Source organism: Kitasatospora sp. NPDC057692 (genome assembly GCF_042799475.1).
In the GTDB taxonomy this organism is placed as follows: domain Bacteria; phylum Actinomycetota; class Actinomycetes; order Streptomycetales; family Streptomycetaceae; genus Kitasatospora.
On sequence record NZ_JBHVIV010000074.1, the window covers coordinates 1 to 13,255 of the forward strand.

At 74.5% G+C, this 13,255-nt stretch carries 13 protein-coding genes; 7 read left to right on the plus strand and 6 right to left on the minus strand.

The window, feature by feature from the left end:
- Nucleotides 1–115: 115 nt before the first annotated feature.
- Nucleotides 116–448, minus strand: a complete 333-nt coding sequence (gene cutA / locus ACFVFS_RS31315; protein ID WP_380628197.1) for a divalent-cation tolerance protein CutA — start codon at nt 446–448, stop codon at nt 116–118.
- 131 nt (nt 449–579) lie between these two features.
- On the opposite strand from cutA, the gene ACFVFS_RS31320 reads away from it, so the two are divergent.
- Together ACFVFS_RS31320 and ACFVFS_RS31325 are read left to right on the plus strand one after the other, a co-directional pair.
- On the plus strand, nt 580–1,665 hold the full coding sequence (locus tag ACFVFS_RS31320; protein ID WP_380628198.1) for a restriction endonuclease: 1,086 nt from the start codon (nt 580–582) through the stop codon (nt 1,663–1,665).
- 53 nt (nt 1,666–1,718) lie between these two features.
- Entirely contained in the window at nt 1,719–2,003 is a 285-nt protein-coding gene (locus ACFVFS_RS31325; RefSeq protein ID WP_380628199.1) for a DUF6191 domain-containing protein, read from the plus strand.
- Between the two features lie 55 nt (nt 2,004–2,058).
- Here ACFVFS_RS31325 and ACFVFS_RS31330 read toward each other — a convergent pair whose 3' ends face one another.
- Nucleotides 2,059–3,600, minus strand: coding sequence for a carbohydrate binding domain-containing protein (locus ACFVFS_RS31330; RefSeq protein ID WP_380628200.1), 1,542 nt, complete (start codon nt 3,598–3,600; stop codon nt 2,059–2,061).
- 266 nt (nt 3,601–3,866) lie between these two features.
- Here ACFVFS_RS31330 and ACFVFS_RS31335 point away from each other — a divergent pair, with 266 nt between their 5' ends.
- Together ACFVFS_RS31335 and ACFVFS_RS31340 are read left to right on the plus strand one after the other, a co-directional pair.
- Nucleotides 3,867–4,532: a GDSL-type esterase/lipase family protein gene (locus ACFVFS_RS31335; protein WP_380628201.1), complete on the plus strand. Its 666-nt coding sequence runs from the start codon at nt 3,867–3,869 to the stop codon at nt 4,530–4,532.
- Nucleotides 4,533–4,616: 84 nt separating this feature from the next.
- On the plus strand, nt 4,617–5,573 hold the full coding sequence (locus ACFVFS_RS31340) for an aldo/keto reductase (protein WP_380628202.1): 957 nt from the start codon (nt 4,617–4,619) through the stop codon (nt 5,571–5,573).
- Nucleotides 5,574–5,583: 10 nt separating this feature from the next.
- Here the strand turns inward: ACFVFS_RS31340 and ACFVFS_RS31345 are convergent, their stop codons facing one another.
- The 3 genes from ACFVFS_RS31345 to ACFVFS_RS31355 form a co-directional block, all read right to left on the minus strand.
- Nucleotides 5,584–6,201, minus strand: a complete 618-nt coding sequence (locus ACFVFS_RS31345) for a GNAT family N-acetyltransferase (RefSeq protein ID WP_380628203.1) — start codon at nt 6,199–6,201, stop codon at nt 5,584–5,586.
- Nucleotides 6,202–6,275: 74 nt separating this feature from the next.
- A complete protein-coding gene (locus ACFVFS_RS31350; RefSeq protein WP_380628204.1) occupies nt 6,276–6,965 on the minus strand; it encodes a nitroreductase family protein in 690 nt (229 codons plus the stop codon).
- Nucleotides 6,966–7,079: 114 nt separating this feature from the next.
- Nucleotides 7,080–8,717: an ABC-F family ATP-binding cassette domain-containing protein gene (locus ACFVFS_RS31355; RefSeq protein WP_380628205.1), complete on the minus strand. Its 1,638-nt coding sequence runs from the start codon at nt 8,715–8,717 to the stop codon at nt 7,080–7,082.
- Nucleotides 8,718–9,181: 464 nt separating this feature from the next.
- On the opposite strand from ACFVFS_RS31355, the gene ACFVFS_RS31360 reads away from it, so the two are divergent.
- Complete coding sequence (locus tag ACFVFS_RS31360) at nt 9,182–10,789, plus strand: ABC-F family ATP-binding cassette domain-containing protein (RefSeq protein WP_380628206.1); 1,608 nt, start codon at nt 9,182–9,184, stop codon at nt 10,787–10,789.
- Nucleotides 10,790–10,843: 54 nt separating this feature from the next.
- On the opposite strand, the gene ACFVFS_RS31365 is transcribed toward ACFVFS_RS31360, so the two are convergent.
- Complete coding sequence (locus ACFVFS_RS31365; protein ID WP_380628207.1) at nt 10,844–12,331, minus strand: S41 family peptidase; 1,488 nt, start codon at nt 12,329–12,331, stop codon at nt 10,844–10,846.
- A 237-nt stretch (nt 12,332–12,568) separates the two neighbouring features.
- Between ACFVFS_RS31365 and ACFVFS_RS31370 the strand changes: the two genes are divergently transcribed.
- Nucleotides 12,569–12,781 carry a hypothetical protein gene (locus ACFVFS_RS31370; RefSeq protein ID WP_344322900.1) on the plus strand — a complete coding sequence of 71 codons (213 nt, stop codon included), beginning with the start codon at nt 12,569–12,571 and terminating at the stop codon, nt 12,779–12,781.
- Nucleotides 12,782–12,812: 31 nt separating this feature from the next.
- Nucleotides 12,813–13,184, plus strand: coding sequence for a toxin Doc (locus tag ACFVFS_RS31375; RefSeq protein WP_380628233.1), 372 nt, complete (start codon nt 12,813–12,815; stop codon nt 13,182–13,184).
- Nucleotides 13,185–13,255: the final 71 nt, after the last annotated feature.

The following is a 13,255-nucleotide window of genomic DNA, read 5'->3' on the forward strand; positions in this document are numbered from 1 at the left end:
GCCCGCGGTTCGCCGGCCTGTGTTCGTGCCGGGCGGGGCCCGCCGGGCCCGCGGGCGGGCCGGGCCGGATTAACACCCGGGGGGGGTATGTGGTTGTCCCCTACTCCCCGCGCCGTCACCGTGCCGCCGTCTCCGCCTTCACCCACTCCAGGTAGGCGGCACTGCCGGCGACCACCGGGACGGCGACCACCTCGGGGGTGTCGTAGTCGTGCCGTTCCGTCACGAACCCCGTGAGGGCGTCGGCCAGTTCGGCGCGGGTCTTGAAGTCGATCCGCCACTCGGCCGCGTCCTGGACCTCACCCTCCCACCAGTACACCGACTGGATCCGGTACACCTGCGCGCAGGCCGCGAGCCGTGCCCGGACCGCGTCGGCCGCCAGCGAGCGGGCCTTCGCCTCGTCGTCGTGGGTCGTGCTCATCACGAGAAGGTCGCTGTTGTTCGTCGTCATGCCGAAAGCCTAGGTGCGGCGGTAACCTACTCACTTACCCAGCGGGGGACACACCCAAGCCGTCCTGAAGTCGCCTTTTTTGACACGTGCCTGACGATCCGTCGTGTCGCGGCACGTTCGAGGGAGTACCTATGTCCCGGAGCCGCAAGCTCCACCGCCTCAGCAACCCCGACACCGCCGAGCGCCGCGCGCAGCGCATGCTGTTCCGGCACCTGCGGGACGACACCAACGCGAACCGCGGCCGGATGGCGCGGCGGGTGCGCGAGCTCCAGCTCCTGTTGGAGATGGACCCGATCGAGTTCGAGGGGCTGATAGCCCGGCTGATGGAGTCGATGGGCATGAGGGTCGAGCTCACGGCCCGGTCGAAGGACGGCGGGGTGGACGTCCGGGGCATCGACACCGACCCGTTCCGGGGCGGGAACGTGATCGTGCAGGTCAAGCGGTACCGGGACACGGTGACGCCGTCGGCCGTCCGGGACCTCTTCGGGACGCTGCAGCACGACCGGGACGCCACCAAGGCGGTGCTCGTCACCACCAGCAAGTTCGGGCCCAGCTCGCACCAGTTCGTCTCGGGCAAGCCGATCACGCTGATCAACGGGTCCGAGCTGGTCGGCCTGCTCAAGCACCACGGCTTCCACGAGGTGTTCGCCCCCGCCTACGGCGAGGTCCAGGACGCCGCCGGGCAGCCGGCGATCGAGGTGGCCGCCGAGCCGTCCCGGCTGCTGCTGCACTGGACCGGCGAGGACGAGTACGACATCGCCGCGCTGGTCTGCCAGGGCAACCGGGCCCTCTCCGACGACCACCTCGTCTTCTACAACAACCCTTCCACGCCCGACGGTTCGGTCCGGCTGGTCACCGGCTACGAGGACGCCAACGCCTGCCTGATGGTCGACTTCGAGGCGCTCCCCGCCGAGGCCGACCGGCTGGTGGTCATCGCCGCCGCCGACACCGAGAACCACCCCGGGGCCACCATGGCCGGGTTCGCCGGACCGGCGCTGATCCTTGAGGCGGGCGCCGACCAGGACGCGGCGATCGTGCACCTGGCGGACGGCGCGGAGTCCAACATCGCGATGCGCCTCGGCCGCTTCGACCGCGACGAGTCCGGCGACTGGGACTTCACCCCCGCCCTGGCCGGCTACCCGGGCGGCCTGCGGCAGGCGGTCATCGCCTACGGCCTGGAGGTCGCGGACGAGGAGCCGGTGGCGGCGGGGGCGTAGTGGTCGGCCCGCACGGGCGGGAACGACCAGGTCGGCAGGGCCGTTGGGTTGGCATGGTGGTGACGGTGGCCGTGGTGGCGGCTGTGCTGGTGACCGCGCTGTTCGTGGTGGCGGCGCTGCGGAGTGGACGTCGGCGGTCGCGTGCCGGGGCGCTGGCCGGCGGTCTGGGGATGACGGCGGTCGAGGAGCTGCACGCCCTGTTCAACGCCAACAAGCGGGTGCAGATCGAGCAGCGCCAGACCCGGCTCGTTCTGCGCGACGACGAGCACGCGGGTGCTCCGCCCGGGGCGGGCGTCGACCTGGACGCGGGTGTCGCGATGGTCCGCCGCCAGGAGTAGACGGTGCCGGCGGCCCCCGGGAGGGGCCGCCGGCACCGTGGCGTGGCGGGCGGGCTCAGCCGGTGTACTGGGCGAAGATCTTCGCGAACTCGTACGGCTGCTGCGGGATGTTGGTGCACTTGAAGAGGCCGCCGCCGGTGCAGGCGTTGGCGTCCCGGGTGGCGTCCCAGAAGGCCAGCATGCCGAGGCGGTGCTGCCGGGCGAAGGCGACCAGCTGCTGGGCGTCGGCCTGGTTGTAGACCTGGTGGTCGTCGTTCTCGCCGAGCATCGGGGTGACCCCGACCATGGACCACAGCCGGGCGTCGTCCTTGGCCGGGTACAGCGCCTTGAGCTGGCCGTACAGCGACTGCGCGGCCTGGACGGCGGCGTCGCCGTAGTCGGTTCCGGCGCGGTAGTAGTCCATCGCCATGACGTTGACGAGGTCGACGTCCACGCCCGCGTCCCGGGCGGAGCGGACGATGGCGACGCCCTCGCCGGTCAGGCCCTCGGGCAGGACCGGCAGGGTGAAGGAGACCTTCAGGCCGGGGTGGGCCTTCTGCAGCTTGGCGAGGGCGGCGGAGCGGCGCTCGTTGGCGACGGTGTCGGCGATCGCGGCGCCCTCGATGTCGAAGTCGACGTAGCGCAGGCCGTAGGCGTTCACCACGGCGTCGTACTCGGCGAACAGGGCGTCGACGCCGGTGCACGCCGCGGCGAGCTCGGTGCCACTGGCACCGCCGAAGGAGAGCTTGACGTCGCCGCCGGCCGCGCGCAGCGCGTCGATCTGGTCCTTGGCCCAACCGGTGCGCGGGTCGTAGGCGTTGAACCAGCTCGCCTTGCAGCCGACGGCGGTGACGAAGCCCATGGTGAAGGACTTGAGGGTGCCGGACTTCGCCATCGCGGGCATCGACGGGGTGGGCCAGGCGCCCATGTCGATGTACGGGGCCACCGGGAGGGCGGCGTTCGGCGCCGGGGTGGTCGGCCCGCCGGTCGGCGGCGCGGTGGTGGTCGGCGGGGGCGTGCCGGGTGTCGTGGGCGTACCGGGCGTGGTGGGCGGCGGCGTGCTCGGGTTGCCGCCGGGGCCGGTGAGCGCGACGTCGTCGGCGAGGTAGCCGCCCTGCCCGTACCAGCCGTGCAGGTAGACGTTGACACTGGTGGTGGCCGCGCCGGTGGTGAAGGTCGCGGTCAGCTGCTGCCAGCCGGAGCCGCCGGGCGTCCAGACGGCCGGGTCGGTGACACCGCTGCCGGTCGCGCCGAGGTACACGTACCGGCCCTGGACCCAGGCGCTGAGCGTGTACGTGGTGTTGGGCTTCACCGCGACGCTCTGGCCGCACTGCGCGGTGTCGGCACCGGAGACCTCGCCGCGCAGCGCGTACGAGCCGTCGTGCGCCCCGGAGCCGACCACGCCGCCGGTCGCCCCGGAGCAGCTCCAGGTGCCCAGCGAGCCGCTCTCGAACCCGGGGTCGCCCAGCAGGTTGCCGTCCGCGGCGCCGGCGTTCCCGGCGATCGTGGCGAGACCGCCGCCGGCCAGGACGACGGCGGTGGCGAGGCCGAGCAGCTTGGTGCGGACGGTCGGGCGCCGGTGCCGGGGGGCGGTGTCGTCGTGGGGCGCGGGTGGCATGGGGGTGCCTCTCGGGAACGAGGGGGGCCGCCGCCCGCCCCGCGCGGGGGGAGGAGGCGCGGGGCGGGCGGCGGTGGAGGGGTGGTCCGGTGGGGGAGGTGCGCGTTGCTGAGCATCAACCTGGACTAGACCACCTGGGCACGTCAAGCACCTCCGGGGCATCAAAGTCGCACCCTGGCAAGGCTTACGCGGACCTTAAGGTTCCGCCGGAACCCGCTCCGAGGCCGGCGCCCGCCGCCCGTCGGCCCGGCGGCTAGGGTGCCGTCATGACCAAGGACAGCGGAGGCAGGGACCTGCGGATCGCCTTCGTCGGCGACTCCTTCACCCAGGGGATCGGGGACCCGGAGTTCCGCGGCTGGGTGGGCCGGGCGGCGGCGGACTGCTGGGCGGAGCTCGCGGCGGGGCCGGACCGGGTGACGGTGTTCAACCTGGGCGTGCGGCGGAACACCTCGGCGGACGTGCTGGCCCGCTGCTGGGGCGAGACGGCGGTCCGGGTGCTGCCCGGCGCGGACAACCGGCTGGTGCTGTCGGTGGGCAGCAACGACGCGGTGGAGGAGGGCGGCCGCCCGCGGGTCGCGCCGGAGGAGTGCCTGGCCAACGTGGCCGCGCTGCTGGACGGGGCGCGCGAGCGCGGCCTCGCGCCGCTGGTGGTGGGCCCGCCGCCGGTGGTCGGCGCGGGGGCGGAGCACCTGGAGCGGCTGCTGGCGCTGGCCGACGGGATCGCCGGGGTCTGCGCCGGGCGCGGGGTGCCGTTCGTCGGCGTGACCCGGGAGCTGGCGGCGGACCGGGAGTGGGTGGCGGAGGCCCTGGCCGGGGACGGTGCGCACCCGGGCGCGGGCGGGTACCGGCGGCTCGCGGACCTGGTGCTGCGGGGCGGACTGCGGGCGTGGCTGACGGAGGATCACCCCGCGGCGGTCACCGGCTTGACCTAGAGCGCACTCCAAGGGGGAGGCTGGTCCCCGTCGAACCGACCGCGGTCGGCACCACGGGGGCCGCCATCAGTGAGGAGCACCGTCATGCGCAACGCCACGCTCGGCAGCGAGGGTCCTGAGGTCGGGGTCGTCGGCCTCGGCTGCATGGGGATGACCTGGGCCTACGACGTCCACAACCGCGACGACGACACCTCGGTGCGGGTGATCCGGCAGGCGCTGGACCTCGGCGTCACGCTGATCGACACCTCCGACATCTACGGGCCCTACACCAATGAGGAGGTGGTGGGCGCCGCGCTGGCCGGGCCGTACCGGGAGCGCGCGGTGCTGGCCACCAAGGTGGGCCTGGTGCCGGGCAACGCCGAGGAGCGGGTGCTGCGCAACGGCCGCCCCGAGCACATCCGGAAGTCGATCGACGACAGCCTGCGCCGGCTCGGCACCGACCACGTCGACCTCTACCAGCTGCACCGGATCGACCCCGAGGTGCCGGTCGAGGAGTCCTGGGGCGCGCTCGCCGAGGCGGTCGCGGCCGGCAAGGCGCGGCGGATCGGACTCTCCGAGGTGAACGTGGCGGAGATCAGGCGCGCGCAGGCCGTCCACCCGGTGGCCTCGGTGCAGAACGAGCTGTCGCTCTGGACCCGGGACTCGCTCGCCGAGGTGCTGCCGTACACCGAGGAGCAGGGGATCGCGTTCCTGCCGTTCTCCCCGCTCGGCCGGGGCTTCCTGACCGGCGGCATCGCGTCCTTCGACGAGCTGCCGGCGGACGACTTCCGCCGCGGGCTGCCGCGCTTCCAGCAGGAGGCGCTGAAGGCCAACCTGGCCCTGGTGGACCGGGTGCGGGCGGTCGCGGCGCGGCACGGCGCGACGCCCGCGCAGGTGGCGCTCGCCTGGGTGCTGGCGCAGGGGCGGTACGTGCTGCCGATCCCGGGGACCAAGACGCCGAAGTACCTGGCGGAGAACGCGGCGTCGGCCGACCTGGTGCTCTCGCCGGCGGACCTCGCCGAGCTGGACGCGCTGCCGGCGGCGGCGGGCGACCGGTACTGAGCGGAATGCCCTAGGGGAGGGGCGCCGGGCCCTCCTGGATCCAGATCTGCTTGCGCCCGGTCTCGCCCGGTGCCCGGACCGGGGCGTCGACCACCCGGTCGAGGCGGAAGCCGAGCCGGCGGGCCACCGCGCCGCTGGCGGTGTTGGCCGGGTCGCAGTGGATCTCGACCCGGCGGATCCCGGGCAGGGCGAGCGCCGCCGCGGCGACGGACCGGGCGGCGGCGGTGGCGATGCCGCGGCGCGTGTGCGCGGCGCTCACCCAGTAGCCGATCTCCAGCGCGCCCGGGCCGATCCGGCCGTGCAGGCCGAACGAGCCGATCACCCGGCCCGGTTCGGCGTCCAGGCCGAGCAGGTAGATGAAGTCGGTGCCGGCGTCCCAGGCGGCGACGCAGGCCGCGGTGAGTTCGGCGGTCCGGGCGGGGGTGGGCGCCTCGGCGGCCCACTCCAGCCAGGGGCGCAGGTGGTCGAGGTCGGCCCGGACGGCGGCGTTGAGCGCGGGCGCCTGGGCCGGGGAGCGCCGCCGCAGGGTGATCCCCTCGGCCGGCCGCAGCAGTTCGGGCGGCCGGCCGAGGGCGGGTGCGCCGGACGCGGGCGCGTCCCCGCACGGCGGCGGCATGACGTGATTCATGACAGCGATTATGTCGGCGTCCTGTACCTGTCACCACCGGCCGCCGCCGCGCGCCGGGACCGTCCGGGGGCGTGTCAGAGCCGGACGAGCACCTCGTCGAGCTCCTTGCGCCGCAGGTCCGGCACGCGCGCCCCCTCGGCGGGGTAACCGACCGGGATGACGTAGGCGGCCCGCTCCTCCTGCGGCCGTTCGCACACCTCGTTGAGGAACTTCATCGGACTCGGCGTGTGGGTGAGCGTGGCCAGTCCCGCCTGGTGCAGCGAGGCCAGCAGCAGGCCGACCGCGATGCCCACCGACTCCTTGGTGTAGTACGGGCGCGGCGAGGCGGGGCCCTTGTGGACCTCGAAGACGACGATCACGGCCGGCGCGTCCTCCAGGAACGGCTTGTGCCAGTCGGTGCCGATCGGCGCCAGCGCGGTCAGCCACTCCTCGGAGGCCCGGTGCGCGTAGAACTCGCGCTCCTCGGCCTCGGCGGCCTCCCGCAGCCGGCGCTTGCGCTCCGGATCGGTGATCACCACGAACCGCCAGGGCTGGACGTGCGCGCCGCTCGGCGCGGTGTTGGCGGTGCGGACGGCCCACTCGACGACGCCGTCCGGGATCGGCCGGGTCGCGTAGTCGCGGACGGTCCGGCGCTGGTCCATCACGTCGTGGAACGCCTTGCTGCGGGCCTCGGCCTCGTGGGCGGGCACGGTCATGGGGGTGAGCGGGACGGTCGGGTAGGACGCGCCTGCCACCGCGCTGTCGAGCGCTGTGCTGTCAACCATGGGCGACAGCACAGCACATGACGGCGGGCCGGGGAAGAGGTCTGGACCTTCTCTCCCGGCCCGCGGCCACGTCCCCGGCCGCCCCGCGGCTCCGTCGGCTCCAGCGGGGCCCGGCTACAGCTCGCGGACCGTGCCGCCGCCGACCTCGATCCGGCGGTTCACCGCGACCGTGTCCAGCATCCGCCGGTCGTGGGTGACCAGCAGCAGCGTGCCGGTGTACGAGCCCAGCGCCGACTCCAGCTGCTCGATCGCGGGCAGGTCCAGGTGGTTGGTGGGCTCGTCCAGCACCAGCAGGTTCACCCCGCGGGCCTGGAGCAGCGCCAGCGCCGCCCTGGTCCGCTCACCGGGGGAGAGGGTGCCCGCCGGGCGCAGCACGTGCACCGCCTTCAGACCGAACTTGGCCAGCAGGGTGCGCACCTCCTCCGGCGCGAGCTCCGGGACGGCGGCGGCGAACGCCTCCAGCAGCGGCTCCCCGCCGAGGAACAGTCCGCGGGCCTGGTCCACCTCGCCGACCACCACGCCGGAGCCCAGCACGGCGCTGCCCTCGTCGAGGTCGAGCCGGCCCAGCAGGGCGGCCAGCAGGGTGGACTTGCCCGCGCCGTTGGCGCCGGTGATGGCCACCCGGTCCGCCCAGTCGATCTGCAGGTCCACCGGGCCGAGCGTGAAGTCGCCGCGCCGGGCGGTGGCCCCGCGCAGGGTGGCGACCACGGAGCCGGAGCGCGGCGCGGTGGCGATCTCCATCCGCAGCTCCCACTCCTTGCGCGGCTCCTCGACCACGTCGAGGCGCTCGATCATCCGCTGCGTCTGACGGGCCTTGGCGGCCTGCTTCTCGGTGGACTCGGTGCGCATCGCGCGCCCGATCTTGTCGTTGTCGCTGGACTTGCGGCGCGCGTTGCGCACGCCGTTCTCCATCCAGCCGCGCTGCATCCGGGCCCGGGCCTCCAGGCCGGCCTTGGTGTCGGCGTACTCCTCGTACTCCTCGCGGGCGTGCCGGCGGGCGGTGGCGCGCTCCTCCAGGTACGCCTCGTAGCCGCCGCCGTAGAGGTTGACCTGCCCCTGGTGCAGGTCCAGCTCCAGCACCTTGGTGACGGTGCGGGCCAGGAACTCGCGGTCGTGGCTGATCACCACGGTGCCCGCGCGCAGGCCCTTGACGAAGGCCTCCAGCCGCTCCAGGCCGTCCAGGTCGAGGTCGTTGGTGGGCTCGTCGAGCAGGAAGACGTCGTAGCGGGAGAGCAGCAGCGAGGCCAGGCCGGCCCGGGCCGCCTGGCCGCCGGACAGGGCCGTCATCGGCAGGTCGAGGGAGACCTTGAGGCCGAGCGAGTCGGCGACCTCCTCGGCCCGCTCCTCCAGGTCGGCGCCGCCGAGGTCCAGCCAGCGGTCCAGGTTCACCGCGTAGGCGTCGTCGGCGCCGGGCACGCCGTCCACCAGGCCCTGGGTGGCCTCGTCCAGGGCGGCCTGTGCGGCGGCCACCCCGGTGCGGCGGGCCAGGAAGTCGCGGACCGACTCCTCCGGGCGGCGCTCCGGCTCCTGGGGGAGGTGGCCGACGTTGGCGGTGGCCGGGCTGAGCCGCACCGAACCGCCCTCCGGGGCGTCCAGGCCGGCCAGCAGGCGCAGCAGGGTGGACTTCCCGGCTCCGTTGACACCGACCAGGCCGATCACGTCGCCGGGGGCGACGACCAGGTCCAGGCCGGAGAAGAGGGTGCGCTCGCCGTGGCCGGCGGCGAGGTCCTTGACGACGAGTGTGGCGCTCATGATGCCCCGATTCTAGGCGGGCGGGCACGGACGATGCCGGGGCGGCGGCAGCTGCGGGTGCCGCCGCCCCGGCCCGCGGACCGGTCCGGGACGGGGCCGCCGGCGGATCGGCGCTCGATCGGCACCCGAACGGCACCGGAAAAACCGGTTGCACGCGTCCGGGGGGCCTCCGTAACGTGATGTCCGCCACCCGCCAGAACAGGAGTAGGCCCTTGATCTACTGAGGTCCCGAGACACCGCCCCCGCCGCGCCGCAGCCAGGTCGCAGCCAGGTCACCAGCCCTGTGCCGACCGGCTCGCTGCCCGCGGTCCGTGAGTGTGCGCGTGCCCGACCTCAGTGGTGAGCCGGCCCGGCGTCCCCTGTCCCTGTGACGACCCCGGCCCTCCCCTCCCGGTCCCCGCCCGCACCGCGGTGTCTCCCCGTGTTGCTCCACGACCACGTCGGCGACCTTCGGGAGGCTTTCCATGGCACAACCCACCACCTCACTCCTCTGCACCGACCTCTCCTTCGAGTGGCCGGATGGCAGGCCCGTCCTCGACGGCTTCCACCTCGCGGTCGGCCCCGGCCGCACCGGGCTGATCGGCCTCAACGGCGCCGGCAAGTCCACCCTGCTGCGCCTGCTGGCGGGCGAGCTCACCCCCGCCTCCGGCGCCGTCAAGGCGGCCGGCGAGATCGGCTACCTGCCGCAGGGCCTCACCCTGGAAACCGGCCTGCGGGTCGACGAGGCGCTCGGCGTCCGGGCCGCCCGCGAGGCCCTGCACGCCATCGAGACCGGCTCCACCGACCAGCGCCACTTCGACGCGGTCGGCGACGACTGGGACGTCGAGGAGCGCGCCCGCGCCCTGCTCGACCGGCTCGGCCTGCACCGGCTCGACCTCGACCGCACCACCGGTGAACTCTCCGGCGGCGAGGCCGTCCTGCTGCGGCTGGCCACCCTGCTGCTGCGCCGCCCCGACGTCCTGCTGCTCGACGAGCCGACCAACAACCTCGACCGCTCCGCCCGGCAGCGGCTCTACGAGACGGTGGCCGGCTGGGGCGGCGTGATGGTGATCGTCAGCCACGACCGCGAGCTGCTCCAGCACGTCGACCAGATCGCCGAACTGAGGGACGGCCAGGTCACCTGGTACGGCGGCAACTTCGCCGATTACGAGCGCACCGTCGCCGCCCAGCAGGAGACCGCCGAACGGCTGCTGCGCAACGCCGAGGCCGACGTCCACCGCCAGAAGCGGGACCTCGCCGAGGCCCGGATGCGGCTGGAGCGCAGCGCCGGGTACGGCCGGAAGCGCTCGGTCACCCGCAACGACCCGCACATCTTCGCCGGCAAGCTCAAACGCCAGGGCCAGGAGACCGCCGGCCGGATCCAGGGCATGCACACCGAACGCCTGGAGGAGGCCCGGCGCAAGCTGACCACCGCCGAGGAGGCCGTCCGGGACGACGCCGAGATCCGGATCGACCTGCCCCGCACCGCCGTGCCGGCCGGGCGCACCGTGCTCACCCTGGACAAGGTCCGGCTGCCGCACGGCATCACCGCCGACCTCGACCTGCGCGGGCCGGAGCGGATCGCCCTGGTCGGCCGCAACGGCGCGGGCAAGTCCACGCTGCTGCGCACCATCGCCGGCGAACTCGCCCCGGTGGCGGGCGAGGTGATCGCCCCGGTGCCGCTGCGCCACCTCCCGCAGCGGCTCGACCTGCTCGACGACGGGCTGACCGTCGTGGGCAACGTCAAGCTGTTCGCGCCGCGCGCGGGGGACAACGCGGTCCGTGCCCGGCTGGCCCGGTTCCTGTTCCGCGGCGGGCGGGCCGACCAGCCGGCCGGCACGCTCTCCGGCGGCGAGCGGTTCCGCGCCACCCTGGCCGCGCTGCTGCTGGCCGACCCGCCGCCGCAGCTGCTGCTGCTCGACGAGCCGACCAACAACCTCGACCTGGCCAGCGTCCGCCAGCTCACCCAGGCGCTCGCCGCCTACCAGGGCGCGCTGATCGTCGCCAGCCACGACCTGCCGTTCCTGCGCGGCCTGGGCGTCACCCGCTGGCTGGAGCTGGACGGCGAGCTGAGGGCGGTGGACCCGATGTAGGGGTGGGGCCGGCCGGTGGGGCGGTGGAGCCGAGGCGGCCCCCGGCCCCGGCGGTCAGCGCGGGCCGGCCCCGGCGGCGAGCAGCCGCCGGGCCTCGGTCAGCGCGGAGTCCTTCAGTGCGGCCAGCTCCGCCGGGGTGAAGACCGGGGTGCGGACGTCCGGCGGGATGCCCGGGCCGTCGAAGGTGGTGCCGGCGGGGGTGAGGAACTTCTCGTTCGGCAGGCCGACCAGGAGCTCGTCGGAGACCGGCCTGAACAGGATGTCGGAGAAGACGCCCTGGGTGTTCTCGCCGATCCGGACCGCCGCCGGGCGCCGCTGCATCATCGCCTGGGTGAAGGTCTCGCCCGCGCTCACGGTCGAGCCCGCCGTGAGCAGGGCGACCGGGCCGGTGAAGCGGGTCGCCCCGGGGGCGGGCCGGACCGTGGCGGCCTGGGGCCGGGTGAAGGCGGTCGGGTCGGCCGGGTCGTTGCGGGCCACCTTCCGGTAGGCGGTGAAGGGCCGGTCGGTGAGCCGGGAGGCGATCCGCAGGCCCAGCTCGTCGGAGCCGCCGCCGTTCAGCCGCAGGTCGATCACCAGCCCGTTCAGCCGCTCGGGGTGGGCCAGTACGAGGTCCAGCGCCCTGTCCAGCTCGGCCGCCTGCTGCTGGTACGAGCCGTCGTCGACGTAGCCGTCGAAGGCGCTCACCCGCAGGTAGCCGATGCCGCCGGGGAGTTCGCCGACACCCAGCCGGCCGTCGCCGAAGGGCTGCTCGGGGGCGAGGAGCTGGGCGGCGACCGCCCGGCCCGCCTGCTCCCGCACCTGGTCACCGGGCTCCTCGGTGCCCGGCCGCAGTCCGCCGAAGACCAGGTCGTACCCGCCGTCGGCCGCCTTGCGCCCCAGGAAGGTGTGGGCGTCGCCGAGCGGTTCGATCAGGCCCTTGATGATCCCCGCGAGCGCGGTGGTGTCGGTCTGCGGGGTGATGGTCGCCCGGGCCTGCGCGCCGCGGGCCTTCCAGTCGATGCCCTTGGCGGCGAAGAACGGGTAGTTCTCCTCGAAGGTCGCCCAGAACCGGTCGAAGGTCGAGAGCGCGTCCTGCGGCGCAGGCCGGGTGCACTGCGCGGGCAGTCCGCCGGGCAGCCGGGCCAGGTCCTTGGTCGAGCTGGCGCCGTCCTCCTTGGAGACGGCCCGGTCCCGGCCCCGGGGTGTGACGGTCAGTTCGCCGAACCCCTTGCCGGGGATGCCGTAGCGGACGGCGCCGCCGTGCCCGGGCGCACCGACCTGTGCGGCGGTCAGCCAGCCCGGGGTGCAGCTGATCCGGGTCACGTCGTAGGTGGTGAGGGCGGTTCCGTGGATCTCGACGATCGTGCTGTAGCCGTCCACCTGCCAGACGCCCTCCAGCCGGTTGACGCCCGGCCGCCCCGCCGCGCCGTCCCCGTCCGGTGCTCCGGCCGCTCCGGCCGCTCCGGTCGCGCTCGCCGTGCTCGCCGTCCCCGCCGCGAGCGCGAGCGCGACCGCCGCGACGCCGGCCGCCCGGGCCGTCGATGTCCTGCGTCCGATACCCATGCCGTGTCCTGTGCCCTCCAGGTCCGGGCCTCCCCCGCGGAACCCCTCCGCCGCCCACGGATTGACGGTACGGACCGGTCGGGCCGCGGTACGTCAGCCTGCGGAGCGGTCCGCACCCCGACCAGGGAGGTACACCGGCGGGGTCCGGCTCCGCCCGGCGGCGTACACCTGCCCGGAGCGGTCCCGGAGGCGTCGGCTCGGTGTCCAACTCCCGTACGCTCCAGTACCATCGGCGCCATGCCAGCTCTCAACATCGAGTACACGGAGCACGAGCTCGCCGCCATCCGCGAGGCGGCCGCCGCCGACGGCAAGAGCGTCAAGGCCTATGTGCACGACCTGAGTGTGCGGGAGCAGCAGCGCCGGGTGTTCGTCTCCCACGCGGTGGCGTTCTGGAACGCGCACCGCGAGGAGTTCGACCGGGAGTTCCCGGAGGACGCGCCCGCCGCCTGAGCGGGGCGCGGGCGACGGGGGTGCCGCGATGATGCTGCTGAGGGTCGATCTGCGCTGGCTGCTCGACGTCCAGGAGCTGGCCTCGCCGGAGGACCTCGGCGTGCGGGACTACTCGGCGCTGCAGGCGGCCGTCGCCCGGCACCGGGTGAACACCGCGCAGCTCGGCCACGACGCCGACCCGGCCTGGTGCGCGGCCACCCTGATGCACACCATCGTGCTGCTGCGCCCGCTTCCGGTGCGCAACAACCTGTACGCCTGCATGACGACGGCGGCGTACATGCACGCGGCCGGGGAGGGCATCGACCCGCCGTACGGGGTGCTGGTGGAGCTGGCCCGGGACATCGCCGAGGGACGGGCGGACGTGTTCGCGGCGGCCGACCGGATCCGGTCCTGGCGGATCTGAGCGCCGTCGGGATGCCCGGGCCCCGGCGGGCCCGGGGGTGCGGCGCAGCCGCCTGCCTGCCGGCCCGCCCG